This is a genomic window from Tychonema sp. LEGE 07196 (assembly GCF_963890365.1).
Lineage (GTDB): Bacteria > Cyanobacteriota > Cyanobacteriia > Cyanobacteriales > Microcoleaceae > Microcoleus.
This window is the reverse complement of sequence record NZ_CAWPRX010000188.1, coordinates 25905-49013: the sequence shown is the minus strand read 5'-3', so window position 1 is coordinate 49013 and position 23109 is coordinate 25905. Positions and strand designations below refer to the sequence as shown.

Genomic DNA, 23109 nt, shown 5'->3' with positions numbered 1-23109 from the left:
AAAATGTTGGTATCATTATTTTTTGGATAGGCAAGCGTGTAACAATTATGCTGCCTATCTTTTTTTAGCACACATTGGCTCAATCCTCACCACCTCTGGGTTTCAGGCTGGTTGTTACCCCCCCAGGAAAGGTCAATACGCTGGCTATCAGCCAGGAGCTACTTTAATCAGGTACGCCGATGACTTCGTGATTCTCCATGAAGACATAACCGTTGTTCAAAGATGCCGGGAAATAATCTCGGAATGGTTAATGGGCATAGGCTTGGAATTAAAACCCAGTAAAACTCGGCTGACGCACACTCTTTCAACTTTTGTTGAGGAAAAGCCAGGATTCAACTTCCTTGGATTTAATATACGTCAGTTCCCCAAAGGGAAACACCATACAGGTAAAAATACGAAAGGGGAATTACTCGGTTTTAAGACCATCATTACCCCAAGTCAGGAAAAAGTGAAGGCACATTATGACCGTCTGTCGGATGTAATTGACTCCCATAAGTCAGCACCGCAAGCGGCGCTAATTAAGCGACTAAACCCTATCATTAGGGGTTGGGCTAACTACTATTCGTATCGGCTCAATAAGTAGGGGTAGCAGTTATTCTAATTGCCAAGACAAACCCAAGGGATGAAGAGAAGATTTTTCGCGAATAATAGTGGAGAGAGAGGGAATAATTCCAAGTTGAGAAATTCGGTCACGCACATACTCGAAAAAACTGATTCCCAACTGACGAGTAGTAGCAACAAGAGACATAAAAGTATCCCAAGCCTGAGTACCCTCAATCGTTTGAGTTGCATAGCTAATATTACGTCGCTGCACCATAGTTCTGGCAGCTAACTCAGCCGGATTATTGTGCAGAGGTAATTCAGGATGCTCTAAAACTCTGAGCAAATCCGATACTTTTGTCGCAGTTAATTGTTTGCGTTCATCCAACAATTCATAGCCGCTTGGAGTTTCAAAAAGCCGCCGAAATTTAGACCTTAAAAGCATTGCAGCTTCGGGACTGGGAGCATCTTTATAAGCTAATAATTCCCGATAATAATCCCAAAAATCTTCGATAAATTTCCCTAAAATTACTTGATGGCAAGCGAATACTGGGCTTAATTTTTTGTAATGTCTTCCCTCGTGTACCCAACATAACGCTCGCTCAGTAGTGATTAACTTGAATTGGGGAGCATCATCACAACAAAGAGTTTGTACGACTGGGTAATCAGTTTGCTGATGATAGAAAGCAATTGCTGCTGCTTCCCTAATCCGGGTCAGTTGTTGAACACCCAGTTTGGGTACATACTTATTGAGTAGGTGATTAAACTGTGACTCACTCAACAGGGTTTCTTGAGGTAATAGCTTGAGAACATTCTGCCATTTAATCGGGATTTTGAAGTCCTGAATTAGTGAGAATGTGAGTGGATTCAGCATAAATTCTAGTTCTCGTCCGGGCTGTAATCCTTTGAGTACCGTCAGTCTATCTTTATTAGCTGTTGTAAAGTATACTGTATATAAAGGGTTGCAGATGATATTTGTGGTATGGTTGACTCCACCTACACGCGCACCTGTTTGGTCGAAGTGTTGCCAAGGACTACTCGCTAGTCCTGAATCATAAACTTATTTTTTCTCGGTTTCAAAACCGGAGTGGTTTTTGATTAACAGGTTGGATAAATAGCCTGCTGAAATGGAAATACCTAAATCTGCTAAAAATTCTAGTAGTTTGCCGCATCGTCATATTGCCCCCATAGTACAAACTGATAATTAAGGCTTTTATTCCTGGTCCAAATTCTCCTTCGTAGCCCCTTGGTAATTCTGCTACATAAGTTTTCCCAACTGAGGGTGAGTAATATTTCTGTTTGCGAAATAATATGTTGTCGGTTGCCAAGCTGATATCTTGAATGATTACTTGTTCGTATCCTTTGAATTTTGCATCTGCTGGCAGTTGGTCTTTGGGGTATTCTAGTATTTCTTCTCGATCTATTTTAATCGTGGCGTTCTTACTGCCTTTTTTGTGCTTTTTTGGCGTTTTTCGTTCTTTTTCTGATGAGTGCTGACTTTTGAATCCTTTGGAGTTAGCTTTGATGTCTGGTTTTCCTTGTTCTCCCTTCAATCGGTTGTTTTCATCTTTCAACCGTTGATTTTCTGACTTCAAGTCTTTGACTTTTAATTGTAATTGCTCTATTAGATTCAGTAATATCTCTACTGTCTGACGCATTGATTCGTCTGCAATCCCTTTTGGGTCGATGGTTTGCAGTAAATCTGAGGATGACTTGTCTTGTGAAAAAATATTTGGCGTCATGTTTCCTATTTTATGACACTTTGTGTACTCTGCTTACTTTTTTTTGCTCTGCTACCCCTACTTATTGAGCGGATACTACTATTCGACTGTCATAAGCAAGGAAATCTACGCTCAGTTAGATGACCTAGTGTATCAAAAGCTTGTCTCTTGGGCAAAATTCCGCCACCCAAAGAAATCAAAGGGATGGGTGTCAAAAAAATATTGGCACTCCATAGGCGATGATAACTGGGTATTTGCAACCACTGAAGTTGGGAAAAACCCCCTTCGGTTACTTGACCATGCCTGCATTAAAATAGTGCGTCATGTAAAAGTTAAAGGCAAACTATCCCCATTTGACGGGAACCTGGTTTATTGGAGTACAAGAATGGGCAACAACCCAGAAATGCCAATTAGGGTATCAAAACTCTTGAAAAGGCAAAAAGGGAAGTGCGCCCACTGTGGATTGTTTTTCCGTGAAAACGATGTGATGGAAATTGACCATAAAATCCCGAAATCGCAAGGTGGAAAGGATTCTCACGATAACTGGGAACTTCTACACAGACATTGCCACGACACAAAGACCGCCTCAGATGGCAGTCTTGGCAACAAATCCGGCTGCAATAGTGCCGAGCCTAAGCCCACCAAAAGACTTGAAAAAGTCGCGGACAAATGGGTAATGAGGTATGCGTGACAAGCACCAAAACATTGAGGAGCCGTGTGAAAAGAAATTTTCACGCACGGTTTTGAAGACCAACGGGGCTGGTGACAGTCTCGTTGAGTTTAATAAACGGGGGAAAAGAGAAAATTTAGTAGCAGCAAGAAGAAAAGGAAAGAAGGACTTAATTGCACCAATGCTCTTTATGGGTAGTTTGAATGCAGAAGGATTTGAAGGATGGTTATCTTTATATTTGTTACCAGAGTTAACAAGTCCATCTATATTAATTATGGATAATGCACCCATTCATCGTAAGACGGTCATTAGAATATTGGTTGAGGATGCGGGTCATCAGATAATATTTTTACCAAAATACTCTCCTGACTTAAATGATATTGAGCATGATTTTAGTGCATTAAAGAGAGCTAAAATGTATGCGTCTACTGGGACATCTGTTGATGAAATTATTCGTGCTTATTGTGCAGAAAGAGTGTCTCATACTTATTTGAAATGACTATATTTCTATTTTTGGAAGATGCGACAATTCCACCCACGAATAATAGTAGCGAACAGGCGATTCGGATGAGTGTAATATTTCGCCGTGTGACTAAGCTGTTGTGCCTTTAAATAGGTATAATAAAAAATGAGTTTAGTCAATCCATACAAAAATGCCAGCTAAAAACCATCTCAATTCCCAACAAATAGAAAAACTACAAAAAGCCTTAAAAGAGGAAGAAAAGGCAAATATTAGAGAAAAAATTCTAATTTTATTATTGCTAAATGACGGCAAAACACAATCTAAAATCGCTGACTTTTTGGGTTGTCGCGTCAACAAAGTATCTTATTGGTGTTTCAAGGGAGACCCAGACAATCTAGAAAGTTTAATAGATGAAAAGATGAAGGAAAATCACAAAAAAACTACAGTTTAATATATAGAGATATTATTAGAAACTATAGAAAAAGACCCTCAAGAATTAGGATATGATTTTGGACGATGGACAGCGCAGAGATTCGCAACATACTTAGAGGAATCCACCGGAATAAAATTAAGTGGAGGACAAGTTCGGAGGATATTAAATAAAAAAAGTATGTTTACATCTGGGCTAAGTATAGCCTAGAGTCCAAGAGAAATCCCGAAAAAAGAACAGCGTTTAAAATAAAGATAGCAGAATATTTAAAAATAGAAAAATAATCGCCCGAACGTTTACAGGTATGGTTTTGGGACGAGAGTGGATTTAGTTTAAGAGTCACCAGAGGAAAGAACTGGTGTAAAAAAAAGCAGCTGAAAAAAGATCCGAGGATACAGGAGAAAAGGCAGAGTTAATGTAATGGGAGCAGTGAGAAATTCGGATAAAAAAAGGTGGGTATAGTTCCTCAAATAAGGCAATTCATAGAATTTTTATCGAGTGCTAAAACTGTTTTATGAAGAGCTAATCAATGAATGGGTGTCAGCAGGTAATCAAGCCTCAGAATTTCCTGAGAAAGGAGCGAAAATAGTGATTATTTTGGATAATGCTAGTTTTCATGATAAAGAAGAGTACCTGAAAATAATTGAAACAGAAATGCCTAACCTTCATTTAGAATTCCTCCCCGAATACAGCCCCGACTATAACTTGATTGAATTAGTATGGCATTCGGCCAAAGAATATATTGCCAATCGACTTTTTACATCTATTGAAGAGCTAGAGTATTTATTGCACCGCCTCTTAAATGAAGGGCAATTAATAATTAAATGGGGGCGCAAAATCAAAAATAAGGGTAATGCTTGTATCACAGTTTAAATGTGTAACAGCTTATGCTTATTAGCCTTGGGAAAAATTGATATATCTAGGGAAATATCTCGACTGTTTAAACGAAAAAATAGGTAACGCATAGTATACAGACTTTGGTCAAAACTAAACCCTAGCCAGCAGGAGACAAATGTGAAGCTATCTAAAACTGGATAATCATCTTTGGGTAAATGGGCGAGATACCGTTTGACAATTTTGGGGAAGGAACGAAAATAGCATTTCAGTTGATTATTAATATTTTATAACTCTGCAATTATACATTTGTGGGCAAACTTTATCAATTTTTTCCTATCATTCAACACTTCTGATTACGAATATTTTACCTATAACGGCGTTAAACACTGTTCTCCCGCAGCTTTTCCCCACAGTAACGAAGATACAATTTCCCTGTTTAGCCTTTCTAAGGCCTACGGTTTTGCGAGTTGGCGCATCGGGTATATGGTAATCCCAGAACACTTGCTGGTTTCTGTGAGAAAGATTCAGGATACTATCTTAATTTGTCCGCCAGTAATTTCTCAATATGCAGCCTTGGGAGTCTTGCAAGTTGGTAGAGGTTACTGCGATAATTATGTAAGGGCGATCGCATCGGGTGCATCTCACTTTGGCGAGTATGCCCAAAAAGGGTTAAAATGAAAAAGCTAGTAAAATTGCCAAATAAAGATGAGGTAAAGAAAATGACACCCTCAGACCAAGAACAGCTAAAAGCCTACTTAAAAGCGGCCGCAGAAATTCTTTACAAAAATACAGATCCAACCGAGTTAAAAAGTTTTGACAGTATCGAAAAATCTCTTCGTCAAAAAATGTTAGAAGAAGTTGGTCCAGAACTAGGTAGCTTTTTTTTTCAGCAGCATCAGGAATTGAAACAGGAAAACCCCGAAAAATAAAATCAATAGTCGGTTCGCTCGAAATTACAGATAATCAGGCGAAATATTTTGGATTGAAAGCTTAGAGTCAATTCAGTCCACTGATTGAAAAATGCTGTCTTTTAATCAGTGCCAACGAATCTTATCAAATGGCAGAAAAAGATTTAGAGATTTTCACTGGTATCAAAATCTCTCACAGTACATTACATAGATTAGTCAAGCGACAAGAATTTGAAGTACCTATATCTAAACAAGGAGTCCAAGAAATTACATTAGATGGCGGAAAAGTCAGACTACGCAACGAATCTAAAGGCGAAGGGTGTTACTGGAAAGACTATAAAGCCGTTTGTTTCGATAATGTTTATTCGGGAGCATTATTTCAAAATAATCAAGATTTAATTGATTGGACTAACAGCCAAAAATTGCTACATCCTATGTATTGTTTGGGAGATGGTCATGCCGGAATTTGGAAGATATTTCAAGAAATCGGAGATGTCGAACAAAGACAAGAAATTTTAGATTGGTATCATCTAAAAGAAAATCTTTACAAGATAGGAGGCTCACTAAAACGTTTAAAGCTAGCAGAAAATATGTTGTGGCAAGGCAAAATAGATGAAGTCATTAATCTATTTAAAGAAATGAAAAAAAAAGCAGTTAAAACATTTTGTAACTATTTAGAAACCCATCGTTGTCGAATAGTCAACTACCAATACTATAAAGAAGAATCCATAAGTTCGATTGGTTCTGGAACAGTTGAATCAATTATTAAACGAATTGGATTCAGGGTCAAAATATCAGGAGCGCAATGGAATATTGAGAGTGTTCCCTCTATCCTTTCTCTTCGCTGTGCTTACCTCAACGGTCAACTTTCAATTTGATGTATTTGCCAAAGTGAGATGCACCCGAGCGTGATATTTCGCCGCGTGACTAATGGCTTCCGTTCTTCATGGGGGCGAGATTTGTTTGCTGCTGTTCGTTCAGTTGTTAATACTGGGAAGCGTCAAGGTTTAACTGCTTATCAATATATTCAAAAAGCTCTCTCTATTGATGGATCCATTTTTTCCCCAAGTTGAGCAATTACCTTCCTTCTTCATTCTTCATTCTTCATTCTTCCTTCTTCATTCTTCATTCTTCCTTCTTCATTCTTAAGAGCGCTTTGGAGATGCTAGATTGCGGAATGAGGTAAATTGGGCATCGAATAAGAGTTTGATGATGCCTGTGGGGCCGTTTCGGTGTTTGGTGATGATGACTTCGGCAATTCCGCGATCGGGCGAATCAGGGTTGTAATATTCATCTCGGTACAGCATAATGACTAAATCGGCGTCCTGCTCGATCGAGTTGTGAACTATGATGTCATTAGCGACAAAATTATGCAGTGCAGGCACTGTTAAATCGTAAACCTCAGCTTCACCATCAACTTCTATTGAGGCGACTTCATCCCAGTAAATATCGCTTGTAGATAAGAGCGCAAGTTCATCAGATTTAACAATTGTAGCTAATCTGAATGCTCGTTCCCCACCAAGGTTGTGTTTGTAAAGGGTTGTACCACAATATAAGTTTCCTAGCTGTGCTTGCATCTGGCGTGTAGTTAAACCAAATTGCTGCATGGCCGGAACAGCATACATTTTCCACACATCAGGCGGTATGACATCTCTATTAGTATTGCTAGAACGAATTTCAATGTATTCTGCAATTTCTATTAGAGCTTGTTGTTTGTAGTTACCTACTGCACCAATCAAATGAATAAACTTATCTAAATCAGGTCTTCCTGTTACCCAAACTTGATGTTGATCTCGCCCTTTCCCTGGCTGAGGGCTTAAAAATAAGCGGGCATTGATACCAAGTCTGAGTAAGAGTGACTGAACATCTCTTGCCAATTTTTCACTACTGGAAGCATAGTAAACACTAGGGTAATGACATTTACCCCTGCCTGTTTTTATGCAACCATCAGTACACCAAAGATGGCGTAAAAATAAAGATATTGATTCTTGAGGCTGCTCAAATATTTGATTGGGGACAAACTTCTGGTAAGAACGCAGACCAAAAACACCTAAAGCATCTAGCCATTCAGTTACAGGATTCCTCACATTATGTGTCAGATGATAGGCGGGAGGAAGATCAACTTGATACCAATCACGTTCTTTACAAATACGAGGTATGATTCGCTCTCCAAAGACTTCTATGGCAAGGTTTGCAACAGTATTGGCTAAATCTTCCTCTCTAGTAGTGTATTGAATAACGTGTCTAGGTAGAGTACATCCGTCTCCAATCATGTGTCCTAGCAAGGCTATTTCGGCATTGTCCATCGATTGGATCAAGGAACTTGATACGTATCTAGGTAGGGCAATGCGATCGCCTATTTTTAACTCATCCAATCGTCGCCAGCCGTGAATGGTGAAGAACTTATGATTACCAGTGGCTCTAATTGCCCGTCCCAAACGAGTTTGCAGTCGTAGTACAGGCTTAACACCTGTAGCAAAGGCATTGCTAACAATGGCTTTTTCTAACTGCATAGTGGCTTCATTGAGCGCCCAAACTGTGAAGCCAGATTTTCCTACTAATTCACGAATTGGTACCCGCACACCAGTATCTGCTAGCATTACCAAACTATCACCTGTTAAGCAGCCACTTTCGCGTAAATCAGACATCATCGGCCGCTTATTTGTCCTCGCTTCCACACTGCGACTCAACTGAGACAAAGCAATAATCGGCACGTTGAGCTCGCGGGCTAAACCTTTGAGGCTTCTAGTAATTCGAGATAATTCTTGGACGCGGTTGTCGCTGCTACCTTCCATTAATTGCAGGTAATCTAGCAAGATTAATCCGAGAGATCCGCCTTGTTCCGCTTGGAGGCGGCGGACTTTCGATCGAATCTCCATCACGGTAATATTGGGAGTATCGTCAATAAACAATGGCAGTTCTGATAAGTTGCCAATGGCTGTACTGATTGGTTCCCATTCGTTTTGACTGATTCTGCCCGATCGCAACCTGTTACTTTCTATTTTGGCTTCACTGGAAAGAATGCGCTGCACTAGCTGTTCTTTCGACATTTCCAAGCTGAAAACCGCCACCGGCAATTTCTGCTGTCCGGTGGCGATGTGGTGGGCAATGTTGGTACAGAAAGCAGTATTGTGAACACAGATATCATTAGCAACAAAATTATGTGTGTCCGGGATAGTTAAGTCGTAGACTTGCTTGTTTCCCATCGGTTCGATAGAAACTATTTCATCCCAGTAAACCTCGCTATTTGCCAGTTGCTTCAGCGACAAATTATCTAAAGCCGTTGCTAAAACTAAAAATCTTTCTCTGGACAGAGCACGTTGACCAACGTGAATATTGGAATAACCTTTGATGCCTGCGCGTTTTGCTAAGGATGCCCAAGATTCGTTACCTTTTGCTAAGGCTAGATATTCCCACGCCTCGACTGGAATCAAATCACGGTTATTGTGAGATTTTTTATTTTCTAATGCTTGTTTTACTTTTAATAATGCTGCCTCTTTGCCAAAAATTCCAATTTCTGATATAAAGATATTGATAGATTTTGCGTCAGTAATATCAATAAACCAAGCTGGGTTGCGAGTATCTTTGTATTTTACCAAACGCTTTTTGAGGGCGGCAATGATGCCAAATCTCAGTAGTAGATGCTGTACTTGTCTGGCTAGTCCTTCGCTGACAGAACAGTAGCCTAGTTGAGATTGACCGCTGGTAAGTAGGGTAGCCCAGCCGTCAGTTGAAAAAAGGCGGTTGAGGAAAAGAGCAACTTGCGATCGTCGCAATCTAAACACTATGTCTGGTACGGTTTTCTGGTGAGCATTTTTTCCCATCAAACCTAACTTTTCTAACCAATGTCTCAGGGGATTTTTACGGCTTGTATTAATAATATCCATTCCCTCATCGGCTAGGTGTTCTGGATCTACTCTTAAAACTCTACAAATGCCACTCAATAATTTTTGATTGGGAAATGCCATTCCTTCCACCCAAGACCGGACTAATCGCGGTGGAACTTCCAATTCTACGGCTAACTTTTTAGCATCAAAATCTCGTTTGAGCAGGATTATTTTTAAATTATAACCAAAGTTTTTTATACTATCTGTGCAGCTTTCTCGATCGCCCATGACGCTATATTCTGGTGCGCGTCTCCCTTTATCGTTGAATCGCAGCCTCACACCTCCAAAGCTAGTAGCAGCTTCAGCAAAATCTTGCAGTATAGCAGTATTTCCATTGGTGAAGTGTGGAGCGCTGAGCGTCAAACACCCGTCGCCAATGAGATAAGCCAATAGCTTAACTTCACAGTCGCGGATGGTTTCTCGACCAAAAATATTCATCCTGCGGGGGACAGCAATTTTATCGCCCGGTTGTATTTGGGCCAACTCCCGCCACCCCTTAATTGTTAAAAATGGGTGTGTAATTGTAGTTTCTATAAAACGTCCCAGTCTTGTTGTTACCCGAAATACAGGCTTAATTCCATCATCTATAAAAGCTGATGGTCTAGTTAGGTGAAATTGCCAATTTTTTCCTAATGTTAGTAATTCTGCTTGACGTTTTTGATATATTTGTTCTATACTAGAAACACTTCCATCACTTTCTAGTATTACGGTAGAGCCTGATTCGCACTTCCCCATGGCCGGGCGCCCAGCAACAATGATTAAATCCGATCGCTGAAAGCCGCCTGTCATGGCATCTAAATCATAAAAACCGCAGGGAATACCGGGAAGCGTGAGGCCTTCATTGCGATTTTCTAAGTCTTGAAATGTTTGGTTTAGGGTTTCGCCGATGGATACTAAATCTTGTTGCGGGCGGTCTTGAGTGATGCCAAAAACTTCTTGTTCGGCGCGGTCTAATACTGTTTCTAGCGGTGCTGCTGTCTCGTAACCTAATTGTACTATGTTGTTGCCAGCTTCGATCAATCGGCGGCGCTGATATTTGTCTTCAACTAAGGCTGCATATTGGTCGATGTTGACTGCTGAAACTGTGCGATCGACTAATTGTGCTAATTTAGTGAGTCCTCCGACTTGTTCTAACTGGTTGCGATCTGTCAACCAAGTTGTCACCGTCATTAAATCGGTCGGTTGGCCTTGCAAAAATAGCCCTAATGCCGATCGATAAATGACTTGATGAGCGGTGATGGCAAAAAACTCCGGTCGCAGAAGTTCGGCAATTCTAGAAATCGCTTCCGGGTCAATTAAAATCCCGCCTAAAATTGCTTCTTCTGCCTCTATATTTGTCGGCATCAAATCGCTCATTAGTCAATAGTCCTCAGTCAGTTGGCAGTTGTTAGGAAAGCAGTGGTCGGTTGGCAGCAGTTGTTAGTTTTTATAGCAATCCTAAATGAATTGTATAATTTATTGTAGGGGCAATTTCCCCACGCCCGTGGGTTCGCGAAGCGTTCCCGAAGGGTGGCTGTCCCTATCCTGAATATCCTCAATATCGGGGGTAGGCAAAGAAGGCACTACCGTTAGATATTTGTACAACTGATGGGAGGATTGCTACAATTGTGAATTGTGAGTTGTTAGTTGTCAGTAGCAATGGGTGATTCGGAATTAGAACCCACAAATAACAAATAACAAATAACAAATAATAGCCAACTGCCAACAACTTTCCTGCCAACTGACAACTTTTAATTACATCGGGACAACTTGAATATTAACTTCGGCGGTAACTTCCGCGTGAAGCTTGATTTCAGCTTTGTATGTACCAGTGCCCCGAATTTCGGGTAGGGTGATGCCGCGCCGATCGACTTCTTGACTGGTAGAGTTGAAAATCAGTTCTGCTACTTCTTGGTTGGTGACAGTACCAAAAATCGCGTCTCCTTCGCCGACTTGCTTGGAGATGATGAAAGGCCCGGCTGCTTCCAAGGCGGTTTTGCGGACTTCAGCTTGCTGCTTGAGTTCTAACTGGCGCAGTCTTTCTTCTTCACGGCGGCGCTCTGCTTGCTTGAGAATGCCCGGAGTGGCTCTAAATCCCATTCCTTGGGGTACTAGGTAGTTGCGGGCGTAGCCTGGGGCTACTTCTACTACGTCGCCAGCTTTGCCGAGTTTGCTGACATCTTTGTTTAATACTAATTGGACGCGCTTGGCCATGATCGTTGCTTGTGGGGTTTTAATTGCAACTTTCTATAATAGCGAAGTTTGAAGGACGATCGCAAGGGAGAAGGAAGTTCGGCAACGGATTTTGTAACGGATGTAACGGATTTAATAGATTCGGTGTTGAGGGAATAAGGATGAGATATCCTTTTTGGTGGGTTCATCCGTCTCAAGCGAAGGCGGTGAAGGAATTGGAGAGGACTGAAGTCCTAACTGCGAACCTACGATCGATCTTTTGCCCGATCGCTCATCAATCGCCCTACAGCGGCCAATAACTCACTCGGATCGATGGGCTTAGATAAATGTTGGTCAAATCCGGCTTGCAAAATTTGGCGCTCGTTCGCTTCTCCAGCATAGGCCGTTAGGGCGATCGCCACCAAATCTCGATACTCTGGCGCAAGCTGAGTGCGGATGTGACGGATCAGCATATATCCGTCCATCTGCGGCATTCCGATGTCGCTGACGAGCAAATCCGGTGCAGTTTGGGCGATCGACAGCAGCGCCTCAGCAGCAGAAGACAGCGCAATCACCTTTGCACCCCCTTGGCCGAGGACGAAGGCGACAAAATCGCGCGAGTCGAGCTCATCATCTACCACCAAAATTCTCAATCCCGAGAGCGGGAAAGATGAAATATCGCAACTACCAGACGAATTGACCGCTTCTAACCGCTGCGCTCTAGAATCATCATTTAATAGCGGTAATCTCACCGTAAACGTCGCTCCTTGACCTTCTCCAGCGCTTTCTACAAATACCGTCCCGCCGTGCAGTTCGATCAGTTGGCGGACGATCGCCAATCCCAATCCCAAACCCCCAAATTTGCGAGTAGTCGCGCCGTCTTCTTGTCGGAAATGCTCGAAAACATAGGGCAAGAAATCGGGAATAATACCTTTACCCGTGTCGGCAACTTGAATTTCCACTTCTTCGCGACCGACTTGCGCTAATCTAACTTCAACTCTACCGCCTTCGGGCGTAAATTTTACCGCATTCGATAACAAATTCCACACAACTTGCTGCAAGCGACTCGTATCGCCGAGAACGAGTCCGACATCGGGATTTAAGATTGTTTCGATTTGAATTTTTTTAGCTTCGGCTGCTAATTGCACCGTTTCCAAAGCAGACAAAATAATGATTTCCACATTCACCGGAGCCACAGTCAATCTGAGCTTCCCTTGCAGAATTCGAGATACATCTAGCAAGTCTTCGATTAATTGAGATTGCAGTCTGGCGTTGCGCTCGATTGTCTCCAACGCTTTGGCTGTTTGAGTCGCGCTCAGCTTCCCTGCTAGCAGCAGTTGCGACCAGCCTAAAATCGGATTTAGGGGAGATCGCAACTCGTGAGAAAGCACCGCCAGAAACTCGTCTTTAATCCGATTAGCTCGCTCGGCTTCCGCGCGGGCAGTTTGTTCCAATTGCAGAACCATATCGCGCTCGATTTCTACTTTTTTGCCCTCTGTCATGTCGATCGCAGAGCCAATAAAACCTTCAAATTGTCCGCTTTCAGTAAATCGGGGAGCCGCCGCATCCAGCGCCCAAGAATATCCGCCATCCGGGCGCCCCACGCGAAATTCCATGCGGTAAGGTTCCTGGCGTTCGTTGGCCATCAAAAATGCGTTTTTGGCCTGTTCTCGGTCTTCTGGATGCAAAGCATTTATCCAACCAAATCCTAAACCTGTTTCTGGAGTTTGACCCGTGAATTCATACCAGCTTTCGCTGAGGAAAGTGCAGTAACCTGTGGAGTCTGTTACCCAAACCATAAAAGGAGTGTTGTTAGCCATATTGCGGAATCGTTCTTCGCTTTCTTGCAACGCTGCTTCTGATTGTTTGCGTTCTGTAATGTCGCGACAGACAATCACTCCACCTTTGATTGCGTTGCTAGTATCAACCACCGGATAACCGCTGATACTGATCCAGCGACTTTCGCCATCTTGGCGGTCGATAAATACTTCTACATCATTGACATATTCGCCTTTGATTGCTCTGACCAGGGGTAGTTCATCGTTGGGAAATAGGGTTTTTTTGTCTGGCAAAAATACTCCGTAGGTGCTCGACCATTCCTCCCAAGATTTTTCATTCGATAGCTCACCGAATATTCCTGCGGCTGCTCGGTTAAACAGCACAAACTCTCCTTGTTGGTTGGCAAGAATTAAACCGTCACCAATGCTGTCAATAATTACTTGCAATAACTTTGTTTGTTCTTGCAGCTCGACTTCTGCTCGTTTGCGATTTGTGATCTCGTTGGAGATGCCGATCAAGCCGATGACTTCTCCGGCTTCGTTGCGGTAGGGAGCTTTGGTTCCCAGAAATGTCCGAATGCCATCGGGAGATTCTTCGACGACTTCGGTTTTGCCGGATTCCATGATGCGCCGATCGTTTTCGGTGACGGCAGATCCGAGTTCTGCTATTGGGTATAAATCGCGATCGCGCCAGCCAATTACTTCACCAGCAGTTTTTCCCAGCGCCTCTAGGGTAGCTGGATTGGCATAAATAATCCGTCCTTCTCGATCTTTGACAAAAATTGGTGTGGGCACTGACTCGTTAATCACGTTCAAAATCGCATTTTTTTGTCGAAGTTCTGCTTCTGTACGTTTGCGATCGGTAATATCGCTCCAATAAGCCGTCAATCCGTTTGCGGCTGGATAGGCGCTGACTTCTACATACACTTGAAGTGAAGGCGAAAATTCTTCAAACTTGACAGAAACTTGCTCGTTAACAACTCGATGAAATTCTTGATATGCTCTAGAATTGGATTCTTTCTCGGCGGGGAACATCTCCCAGATCGATCGACCTAACAAGTCGTTTCTCGATCGCGCCAGCAATTTTTCAGCAGTGGCATTAACGTAGGTATAGCGCCATTGCGAATCGAAGGCGATAAAGGCATCGGTAATACTTTCGATAATATTGCTGACTTGCTGTTTTGCCTCGGCGATGGCGAGTTCAGCGTTTTTGCGATCGGTAATTACTTCCGAAAAAATTATGATCCCGCCAATCTCACCGCTGTTGGTGCGCCACGGGTGAATTTCCCAGCGCACCCAGTCCATCGAGCCATCAGCGCGGGGAAACGGTTCTTCTGGACAGATTTCGACTGCTCCCGCCAGACAGCGCTGGTGGATTTGTTTCCAACGATCGGGTAAATCTGGCAAGATATCGTAATGCGATCGGCCGATAATGTTTTGAGTACCGAGTCCATAATTAGCCAGCCAGCGATCGCTCACCAGCATATAGCACATCTGGCGGTCAAACATCGCCACCCCCGCAGGCGAATGTTTAACAAACAGCCGCAACTTGCTGTAGTGTTCGCGCAGAAGATTTTCCGCCTGTTTGCGATCGGTGATTTCTTTGAAAAGCAAGGCGACTTTGCGGCTGTGCGGCTCAGGAGTGCGGAACGCCGAAACCTCAAACCAGCGGTTCATCACTTCCGAGCCTTGCTCAAAGCGCACTGGTTCCCCTGTGAGCGCGACTTTACCGTACATCTCAAACCAATGATTTTCGAGCCCTGGAATGAGTTCTCGCGCGGTTTTCCCCACAGCCTCTACGAGTCCAGTTTGTTTCTCGAAGGCGGGATTGACTTCCAAAAAGCGGTAATCGATCGGCTTTTCGTTTTCGTCAAACAGCATTTCGATGACGCAAAAGCCTTCGTCTAGGGACTCAAACAAAGTGCGGTAGCGTTCCTCGGAGCGGCGCAAAGCTTCTTCTGCTTGTTTGCGATCGCTAATATCCACAAACGCTCCCACACAGCCGCGAACTGCCCCCTCCGCGTCAAACAACGGCACCGCATTCACCAACCAATCTAATACCATCCCGTCCGATCGCACCATTTGAATTTCCACATCCCGCACTTCGGCACCCGAAGCTGCAGCCCGCTGCATTGGGAGTTCTTCTGGCGGGATTTCTACTCCATTGCTAAAGTGTCTGAACAGCATGATTTCGGCTTGCTCTCCGGTTGGAGAAACATTGGTATCCGGCGCTACTGCGAGCATCAACTCACCAAATCTGTTAGCGCGAATTACTTTACATTCTGGGTCGCGGGCGATCGTAATGCCAATAGGTACAGCATCAAGAATTGATTGCAGTTCGTTAACTCGTCCCTCTAGTTCCTGGTTGAGCCGTTGAATTTCTTTTTTGCTAGCTTTGCGATGGGTAATTTCGTACACCGTCACATTCACGCCCTGTACGATCTCGTCCTGGACTAGCGGATAGAGACTCAACAGCCAAGCCTGTTCTACACCCGGCTGTGCTGAGTTTTTTCCGATAACTTCGAGCTGTGCGATCGGAATTTTAGTTTGAATAACTTGTCTGTAAAGCGGCTCTAAATTATCTGCCATTTCTGGCAAGATTTCGCGCAATGTTTTGCCGATGTGGGCGGCGGCTGGAATGCCGTTAATTTCTGCTAGGCGATCGTTAATGCGGACAAATCGCAAGTCGGTATCGATAAAGCAAAGTCCGATGGGAGCGCTAGCATAAATCGCCTCGATTTCTGCAAGTTGTTGCCGCGCTGTTTGGGCTTGTTTAACAAAAGCAGCCCTCGCCGCTTTCTGCTGGGTGACATCTTGAAAATAAACAGCAATTCCCGAGGCGATCGGATAAGCTCTTACTGCATACCAAGCATTGAGCGGCTCATAAAAAGATTCAAAACTAACCGTAACTCGATCGGCAGCGCAGCGCCGGTATTCCTGCTCGAACAAACTGCCGACAGATTCGGGAAACTCTTCCCAAACGCTGTTACCAATCACCTCTTGCGGGAGTCGATTCAGCCACTGCGCCGCTTGAGAATTGAGGTAGGTAAATCGCCAGTCTCTATCCAAAGCAAAGAACCCGTCGGAAATACTTTCGAGGGTGTCTGAAAGTTGTGGTGCAAGGGTGTCAGATACTACTGCCGGTTGAGGTTGAGCAATTTCGATGAAGGTTGTAACTACTGCGTAGGGAGTCGATAGATCTCCCTGAAATAAAGGTTGAGAATTGAGATTCAACCAAATCAATTCTCCCTGCGGTTGATAAAAGCCCATAATCACATTTGAGCTTGGCTGTCCGGTTGAAAGCGCCACCATCGGCGGGTGCATCTCGCCGGGAAAATCCGAGCCATCTTGACGCACAGTCTGCCACGGACAGTTGAGCGAAGAGTTGCCCTGCATTTGTTGTGCTGTCATCCCCAACAGTTTTTCGGCGCGAGCATTGCACCCCTGAATGCTGCCGTCTGCCAATTGCAAAACCATGCCTATATCTGTTGGTAAAGGCGCGCCCGGGTAAAGCGCGTTGTTAGAATGCGTTGAAACACAGGGGTCGATGTGCTGTTGGGGTTCAGTATTGCTGCCTAGATTTTTCATCGATTTCTAACAACGGTTTGAGTTTTGGCTAAGCCAATGGCGATCGTTAAATGATTATACGCAAATCATTCCGAGGAAGTATTACTTTAAACAGGGTTACAATTCAAACTTAAGAGGGATGTCGATCGTCCTGCTGGAATGTTGATATCGCGACAATTTATTGTATAGCACAGTCCCTGAGCTTAACCAGTTGCCGCCACAGAGCAAAGGCCAGAGGCAGTTTTATGGCTGTTTCAAAGGAGAAGTCAGCCCGATCGGTTTTCTTGGTGGCTGCATATTATCAACGGCTGTGGCTCGTTACAAACATTTGATCTGATGCAGGTGTGTAAGGCTGACGTTGCTATTGTCAAAATCGGTCTTTCATGCGGCGCAATTGAGCGAAGGTTTGGACGGGTTCGCGGCTGTTGGCGGCCCGTTGGAGGTTGGGAAAATCCCAGCGCAAAAATGGGTTGGTCTTTTTCTCGGTGCCGATCGAGGATGGTATGGTAGGTTGCGATCGGCTGCGCGCTTCTTTCACTTCGGCTAAGCGCTGCTGCAGATCGGGATTGTCGCCATCTACGCCGATGGCAAATTGCAAATTTTGCAGCGTGTATTCGTGGGCGCACCAAACTCTGGTACTGTCCGGCAAGTTTCGCAATTGTTCTAGAGAAGCTAGCATTTGAGCGGGAGTGCCTTCAAACAGTCTGCCGCAGCCTCCAGCGAATAAAGTGTCCCCACAGAACAATTCGCCGGTTTCGCCTTGGTTGCGCGCGGGGAAATAGTAGGCTATGTGAGCTTTTGTGTGGCCTGGTACGAAGAAGACTTCGGCGGTTCTGCCGGCAAATTCTACTCGATCGCCCCCTTGCAAAAACACTTGCTGTCCGGGAATTCTGCCTCTATCTTGTGCGCCGCCGTAAACTTTAATTTGGGGAAAGCGATCGATCAGTTGCTGGTTGCCGCCTACGTGGTCGCTGTGGTGGTGCGTATTGAAAATTGCTGTTAATTCGGCTCCGAGCGAGCTCAGTTGCTGCAAGACCGGTTCTGCTAGGGCTGGATCGACGACTGCTGCTGTCTGGCGATCGGGGTCGTGCAGCAAGAAAATGTAATTGTCGGACAGTACCGGGATTCGATAGACCTGCATAGAATTACCTCTGAATAAAAATTATTATATTATAGAATCAAATTTAGTGCGATCGCACTTCTGACGCAGGCTTCATTCATAATTATAGACTCCGCGCATCTATCTTTGGGAGTATAACTTAGATATTGTGTCCGATCGATTAACCGCAGGCGCGACGGGTTCGTAGTGCAGAATGCGAGTCCGTAAAATTCAGCAGACTTTAGTCCGTATTAGGAACCATTTTTGTTATCGTAATCGAGCGGACATGATATGATACATTATTTCTGCTGTTCCACAAATCGATTTGCATCATTTCTGAGTTAAGAATTGCCAGCATCTTTAACTATTCTGACATAAAGGCGATCGAATAAATGCGAACATCTCCCAACAAATCGAACTTGACAATTTCTCAAATGGTCGATCGGATTGTAGCGTCTGGCAAAATCGCTCGCCGCGAACATTTAGTTTTGACTTCCACTATCCTATCTGATGATAAAATTTCTGAAGAAGACCGGCACCAAATCAATCGCATCTTTGATTATATTCAAATTGGCCGCCTTAAGTTTATCGATTAATTTTTTGGTCAACAGTTAACAGTTAACTGTTGACCAAAAAACAGACTTAACCAACCCTAAAATAATACACTCAACTATCCAACTACAAAAAACAAAGCAGAATAAAATGAGTACACAAAAACCAACAATTTTGGTAACAGGCGGAGCTGGATATATTGGCTCTCACGCAGTATTAGCACTAAAAAAAGCTGGTTACGACGTGATAATTTTGGACAATTTAGTTTACGGACACCAAGATTTAGTAGACCGGGTTTTGCAAGTAAAATTGGTAGTGGGCGATACGAACGATCGCGCTTTGCTCGACAACCTGTTCGCCACTCACGAAATTGCAGCAGTAATGCACTTTTCAGCCTATGCTTACGTGGGCGAATCTGTTACCGATCCAGCTAAATATTACCGCAACAACGTCATCGGCACAATTACACTTTTAGAAGCAATGATCGCTGCGGGAGTGAAAAAATTTGTGTTTTCTTCAACCTGCGCGACTTACGGCGTACCGCATAAAATTCCGATCGCAGAAGACCACCCACAAAATCCGATAAATCCCTACGGCGCTACTAAGTTAATGGTAGAACGAATTTTGTCCGATTTTGATGTTGCGTACAATTTTAAATCAGTTTGTTTTCGCTATTTTAACGCGGCTGGGGCAGATCCAAACGGGTTGTTAGGAGAAGATCACAATCCAGAAACTCACCTGATTCCGTTGGTGTTGATGGCGGCTTTGGGTAAGCGGGATTCGATCGCAATTTTTGGCACAGATTACGATACTCCCGACGGTAGTTGCATTCGCGATTACATTCATGTTAATGATTTGGCATCGGCTCACATTTTAGGATTGGAATATTTGTTAAATGACGGCAAATCTGATTTCTTTAATTTGGGAAATGGCGGCGGATTTTCGGTAAAAGAAGTGATACAAACGGCTCGCGAAGTGACTGGAAAAGAGATTAAAGCGGTTGAGTGCGATCGCCGTCCGGGAGACCCAGCAGCCTTAGTTGGTAGTAGCGAAAAAGCTATCAAAATTTTGGGTTGGTGTCCAGAATATCCCGACATTAAGGATATTTTAATTCACGCTTGGCAGTGGCATCAAAAACGACACTCCACTACTTAGTAAGCTGTTGCTCATATAGATTGTGTATGGCAATTGAGGGGGAGAGGGTGAGAGAATTTGACAATTTTTGATTGTCATCAAAATCTACAATTTTTATTTGCACAACAGGTTATTTAGGGTGCTGACGGCCAGAGAAAGTCTGGCGCGAGATACAAGGTAAACTCGAAAGAATCGAGGGCGACAGCTTCCACGGAGTTAAGAAAATGTTTTTTGGTAAGCCGGAAATGCTGCCGCCAGCTCGTTAATAAGAGGAAAAAGAAAGAGTAGGCTTGAGTTGCGTAAATATTGGATTGATGGGTTAACCGCAGATGTCAAGCGGATACACACAGATTGACGCAGATAATTCAATAATTGAAAGTGAATTAGTGCCAGATGTCTAGTGGATGATCCAAACCATATTTGATGATATGACTTACGTGTAGAAAACTCCCATCAGCGTGCTGGTGGAATTACCCAGCTTGAATTATATATATGAAGTTTGCCCGATCGCTCCGAAAAGCAATTCTGTTATTTCTGATCTCCTGTTTGCTATCCGTTGCAATTCCTCCTGCAGTTGCTCAGATTCAGTCACCGCCAGCAGGGCAGCTTGTCCGACAAGCTCGCACTCTGTGGGAAGAAAAACGTTTTTCCGAAGCTGTACCGCTGTTGCAGCAAGCGGCGGTACAGTTTGAGAAAACAGGCGAAAATCTCCCTCTCGCCACAGCCTTGAGCAATTTAGCTGCAACCTACGGGCAGTTAGCACTTTGGGAACAAGCAGAACAAGCTGTGAATTCGAGTTTGTCGGTGGTGCGAGCCGAGTCCAAAACTGCCGAACAGCAGCGGATTTTGGCTGAAACTCTCAACATTCAAGGACAGTTGCAGCTCGAACGGGGACAGACTCAAAATGCGATCGATAACTTGCAGTTAAGCGCTAAAATTTTCGAGCAAATCGATCGCAAAAACCAACTTTCTCAAGTTCAACTCAATCTAAGTCGGGCTTGGGAAACTCTCGGACTTTACCCGAAAGCTTGCAAAATCCTGTTAGCTTCCTTGATGATGGAAAACCAAACTTGCGAGGTTTCGACAGCAGGTTTGGCAAGTTTAAAAAATCAGCCTGTTTCTGCAGATACAGTCCGGGCAAGTAACGCTTTAGGGCGGGTGCTGCGGGTTTTGGGACAACTGGAAAGCTCCCAAAATTTGCTATTAGAGGCACTGGCTGCAGCCCAAAAATTAGGTGTAAAACAAGATGAAGCGGCAATTTATCTCAATCTGGGGAATACGGCGCGGGCTAGAAGCAATAAACCGGGTTTGAGCGCCCGACAGCAGGCTGAGTTGGAAGCCTCAGCTCTAGAATATTACGATCGCTCGGCGGCAATCACAGTTGCAAAACCTCTACAAATTCAGGCGCAGTTGAACAAATTAAGTCTGTTGGTCGATCGCACAAACTGGTCGGAAGCAGAGGTTTTGTGGCGTTCCATCGAACCTCAAACCGCTGAATTGGCTTCAAACCGCGCGGGACTTTACGCTCAAATTAACCTAGCTCAAAGCTTGATGAAATTAGCTCAGTCGCCTGCAAAAACTTTGAGCTTAAGCGATGTTGACAAAATGCTAGAACGCTCAGCAGTACCGGCAAATAGTTTGGGCGACAAACGCATACAAGCTTACATTCTGGCAGCTAGGGGCAAACTTTCGGAATTGCAGCAGCAGCACCAGCAGGCGGAAAGTTTGACAAATCAGGCTTTGAGTTTGGCGCCAGTGTTTGAATCTCCCGATATTGCCTATCAATTATTGTGGCAACTCGGGCGGATTCGGAAAGCTCAGGGAAATACAGAAGGGGCGATCGCTCAATATACTCAAGCTGTAAATGTATTGTCTTCTCTGCGGGGCGATTTGGTGACAGTGAATCCCGAAGTACAATTTTCGTTTCGGGAAAGTGCCGAACCGGTTTATCGGGAATTAGTCGGGCTGCTTTTGGCAGAGAAATCTCCGAGTCAAGCTAAATTGAAACTGGCGCGCCAAACGGTGGAATCTTTGCAGTTGGCGGAATTGGATAACTTTTTTCGGGATGCTTGCGCTGATGCTAAACCACAGTCGATCGAGCAAATCGATCCTGCTGCGGCGGTGATTTATCCAATTATTTTGAGCGATCGTTTGGAGGTAATTTTATCAATTCCCGGCAAACCCCTGCGCCGCTACACTACCAATAAGTCTCAAGCCGAGTTAGAAACAGCGTTCAGACTAGCCAAAAATACGATCCGGCCTGCTGCGTTTCCCCGCGACAGGTTGCCCGCCGTCCAACAGGTTTACGACTGGTTAATTCGCCCCGCAGAGGCTGATTTGACTGCCAGCGGAATTAAAACTCTGGTATTTGTACTCGACGGTTATTTGCGAAATCTGCCGATGGCGGTGCTGCACGACGGCGAAAAGTTTTTGCTAGAAAAGTACAGTATTGCTTTGGCACCGGGACTGCAATTGCTGACACCCAAACCTCTGAGCCAAGTTAAGTTAAGAGTGCTCGCGGCTGCCCTCTCAGAAGCGCGTCAAGGCTTCTCGGCTTTGCCGGGGGTGAAACGAGAAATTCAAGAAATTTCTGCTCAGATTCCCGCTACTGACCTGCTGAATGAAGATTTTGTTAGCGGGCGGTTGCGCGATAAAATTAAATCTTTGTCTTACCCGATCGTCCATTTGGCAACTCACGGTCAGTTTAGCTCGAATGCGGCGGATACTTTTATTGTGACTTGGGACGAGCGGGTGAATGTCAAGGAGTTCGATCGACTGCTGCGATCGCGCACTGGGGATAACCAACAGCCGATCGAGCTTTTAGTGTTGAGTGCTTGCGAAACAGCTTCCGGCGACAATCGTGCGGCTTTGGGTTTGGCCGGGGCGGCAATTCGATCGGGTGCCCGCAGCACAGTCGCCACGCTTTGGCAAGTCAACGACGAATCTACTGCTATCTTTATGACTGAGTTTTATCGGCAGCTTGCTGCTTCTAAAACCAGCAAAGCTGAAGCCCTCCGCAACGCTCAATTAACCTTGTTGCAAAACCAAGAATATAAAAATCCCTATTACTGGGCTGCTTTTATACTCGTGGGGAATTGGCAATAATTTAAGATGGGAATCGGGCATTGGGCCTACAAGCATCGGGCCTAAAAGCATCGGGCATCGGGCTATGCCTGGTAATGCAGATAGGCGAGGAAGAGCTTCCTTCGATCTGGCAACTTACAGGAGAGAAGACTGTAGGAGGTTTTTAAGTTATTAAGTTTTCGATCCTTAAGTCTGCGCTACGAACCTTATTTATGGCGATCGACTAGAAACAATATTGTTTTCTCAACGGTATTAATCGGTTAAAACCCAATACGGTTCACTTAACAT

12 protein-coding genes and 4 pseudogenes are annotated in these 23109 nt (G+C 44.2%); 10 read left to right on the top strand and 6 right to left on the bottom strand.

Features of this window, described 5'->3' with window-relative positions:
• The coding region (locus AACV78_RS22320) for a group II intron maturase-specific domain-containing protein (protein ID WP_339383763.1) at positions 1 to 583 on the top strand (583 nt) is incomplete at its 5' end.
• Positions 584 to 592: 9 nt separating this feature from the next.
• On the opposite strand, the gene AACV78_RS22315 is transcribed toward AACV78_RS22320, so the two are convergent.
• Together AACV78_RS22315 and AACV78_RS22310 are read right to left on the bottom strand one after the other, a co-directional pair.
• The gene (locus AACV78_RS22315; protein ID WP_228042395.1) at positions 593 to 1414 is read right to left on the bottom strand and encodes an IS66 family transposase; all 822 of its coding nucleotides are present in this window, start codon (positions 1412 to 1414) and stop codon (positions 593 to 595) included.
• A gap of 202 nt (positions 1415 to 1616) precedes the next feature.
• On the bottom strand, positions 1617 to 2282 hold the full coding sequence (locus AACV78_RS22310; protein WP_228042394.1) for a hypothetical protein: 666 nt from the start codon (positions 2280 to 2282) through the stop codon (positions 1617 to 1619).
• A 127-nt stretch (positions 2283 to 2409) separates the two neighbouring features.
• Here AACV78_RS22310 and AACV78_RS22305 point away from each other — a divergent pair, with 127 nt between their 5' ends.
• The 6 genes and pseudogenes from AACV78_RS22305 to AACV78_RS22280 all read left to right on the top strand — a co-directional run bounded on the left by AACV78_RS22305 (position 2410) and on the right by AACV78_RS22280 (position 6447).
• On the top strand, positions 2410 to 2952 hold the full coding sequence (locus tag AACV78_RS22305; protein ID WP_339383762.1) for an HNH endonuclease: 543 nt from the start codon (positions 2410 to 2412) through the stop codon (positions 2950 to 2952).
• Between the two features lie 94 nt (positions 2953 to 3046).
• Positions 3047 to 3430: pseudogene (locus AACV78_RS22300) on the top strand (transposase); the annotation flags it as partial.
• Positions 3427 to 3543, top strand: a complete 117-nt coding sequence (locus tag AACV78_RS22295; RefSeq protein WP_370528877.1) for an IS66 family transposase — start codon at positions 3427 to 3429, stop codon at positions 3541 to 3543. The pseudogene AACV78_RS22300 and the gene AACV78_RS22295, both read left to right, overlap by 4 nt.
• A gap of 41 nt (positions 3544 to 3584) precedes the next feature.
• Positions 3585 to 4697, top strand: a pseudogene (locus tag AACV78_RS22290) (IS630 family transposase).
• Positions 4698 to 5015: 318 nt separating this feature from the next.
• Positions 5016 to 5291: pseudogene (locus AACV78_RS22285) on the top strand (aminotransferase class I/II-fold pyridoxal phosphate-dependent enzyme); the annotation flags it as partial.
• An 89-nt stretch (positions 5292 to 5380) separates the two neighbouring features.
• A pseudogene (locus AACV78_RS22280) lies at positions 5381 to 6447 on the top strand (ISKra4 family transposase).
• 267 nt (positions 6448 to 6714) lie between these two features.
• Here the strand turns inward: AACV78_RS22280 and AACV78_RS22275 are convergent.
• From AACV78_RS22275 to gloB, 4 genes are all read right to left on the bottom strand, one after another.
• The gene (locus AACV78_RS22275) at positions 6715 to 10812 is read right to left on the bottom strand and encodes a replicative DNA helicase (RefSeq protein WP_194009875.1); all 4098 of its coding nucleotides are present in this window, start codon (positions 10810 to 10812) and stop codon (positions 6715 to 6717) included.
• 378 nt (positions 10813 to 11190) lie between these two features.
• Positions 11191 to 11649, bottom strand: coding sequence for a 50S ribosomal protein L9 (gene rplI / locus AACV78_RS22270; RefSeq protein WP_194009876.1), 459 nt, complete (start codon positions 11647 to 11649; stop codon positions 11191 to 11193).
• 224 nt (positions 11650 to 11873) lie between these two features.
• On the bottom strand, positions 11874 to 16973 hold the full coding sequence (locus AACV78_RS22265; protein WP_194009877.1) for a PAS domain-containing protein: 5100 nt from the start codon (positions 16971 to 16973) through the stop codon (positions 11874 to 11876).
• Positions 16974 to 17319: 346 nt separating this feature from the next.
• On the bottom strand, positions 17320 to 18093 hold the full coding sequence (gloB, locus tag AACV78_RS22260; protein ID WP_194009878.1) for a hydroxyacylglutathione hydrolase: 774 nt from the start codon (positions 18091 to 18093) through the stop codon (positions 17320 to 17322).
• 350 nt (positions 18094 to 18443) lie between these two features.
• On the opposite strand from gloB, the gene AACV78_RS22255 reads away from it, so the two are divergent.
• The 3 genes from AACV78_RS22255 (at position 18444) to AACV78_RS22245 (ending at position 22842) form a co-directional block, all read left to right on the top strand.
• Entirely contained in the window at positions 18444 to 18647 is a 204-nt protein-coding gene (locus tag AACV78_RS22255; RefSeq protein ID WP_194009879.1) for a hypothetical protein, read from the top strand.
• Between the two features lie 106 nt (positions 18648 to 18753).
• Complete coding sequence (gene galE, locus AACV78_RS22250; RefSeq protein ID WP_194009880.1) at positions 18754 to 19758, top strand: UDP-glucose 4-epimerase GalE; 1005 nt, start codon at positions 18754 to 18756, stop codon at positions 19756 to 19758.
• 471 nt (positions 19759 to 20229) lie between these two features.
• The gene (locus AACV78_RS22245) at positions 20230 to 22842 is read left to right on the top strand and encodes a CHAT domain-containing protein (protein WP_194009881.1); all 2613 of its coding nucleotides are present in this window, start codon (positions 20230 to 20232) and stop codon (positions 22840 to 22842) included.
• Positions 22843 to 23109: the final 267 nt, after the last annotated feature.

What these genes read in the sequence shown, in the direction of transcription:
- galE (WP_194009880.1), top strand. Translation starts at nt 18,754, where the DNA reads ATGAGTACACAAAAACCAACAATTTTGGTAACAGGCGGAGCTGGATAT.
- gloB (WP_194009878.1), bottom strand. Translation starts at nt 18,093, where the DNA reads ATGCAGGTCTATCGAATCCCGGTACTGTCCGACAATTACATTTTCTTG.
- AACV78_RS22315 (WP_228042395.1), bottom strand. Translation starts at nt 1,414, where the DNA reads ATGCTGAATCCACTCACATTCTCACTAATTCAGGACTTCAAAATCCCG.
- AACV78_RS22245 (WP_194009881.1), top strand. Translation starts at nt 20,230, where the DNA reads ATGAAGTTTGCCCGATCGCTCCGAAAAGCAATTCTGTTATTTCTGATC.
- AACV78_RS22275 (WP_194009875.1), bottom strand. Translation starts at nt 10,812, where the DNA reads ATGAGCGATTTGATGCCGACAAATATAGAGGCAGAAGAAGCAATTTTA.
- AACV78_RS22295 (WP_370528877.1), top strand. Translation starts at nt 3,427, where the DNA reads ATGACTATATTTCTATTTTTGGAAGATGCGACAATTCCACCCACGAAT.
- AACV78_RS22265 (WP_194009877.1), bottom strand. Translation starts at nt 16,973, where the DNA reads ATGAAAAATCTAGGCAGCAATACTGAACCCCAACAGCACATCGACCCC.
- AACV78_RS22255 (WP_194009879.1), top strand. Translation starts at nt 18,444, where the DNA reads ATGCGAACATCTCCCAACAAATCGAACTTGACAATTTCTCAAATGGTC.
- AACV78_RS22310 (WP_228042394.1), bottom strand. Translation starts at nt 2,282, where the DNA reads ATGACGCCAAATATTTTTTCACAAGACAAGTCATCCTCAGATTTACTG.
- rplI (WP_194009876.1), bottom strand. Translation starts at nt 11,649, where the DNA reads ATGGCCAAGCGCGTCCAATTAGTATTAAACAAAGATGTCAGCAAACTC.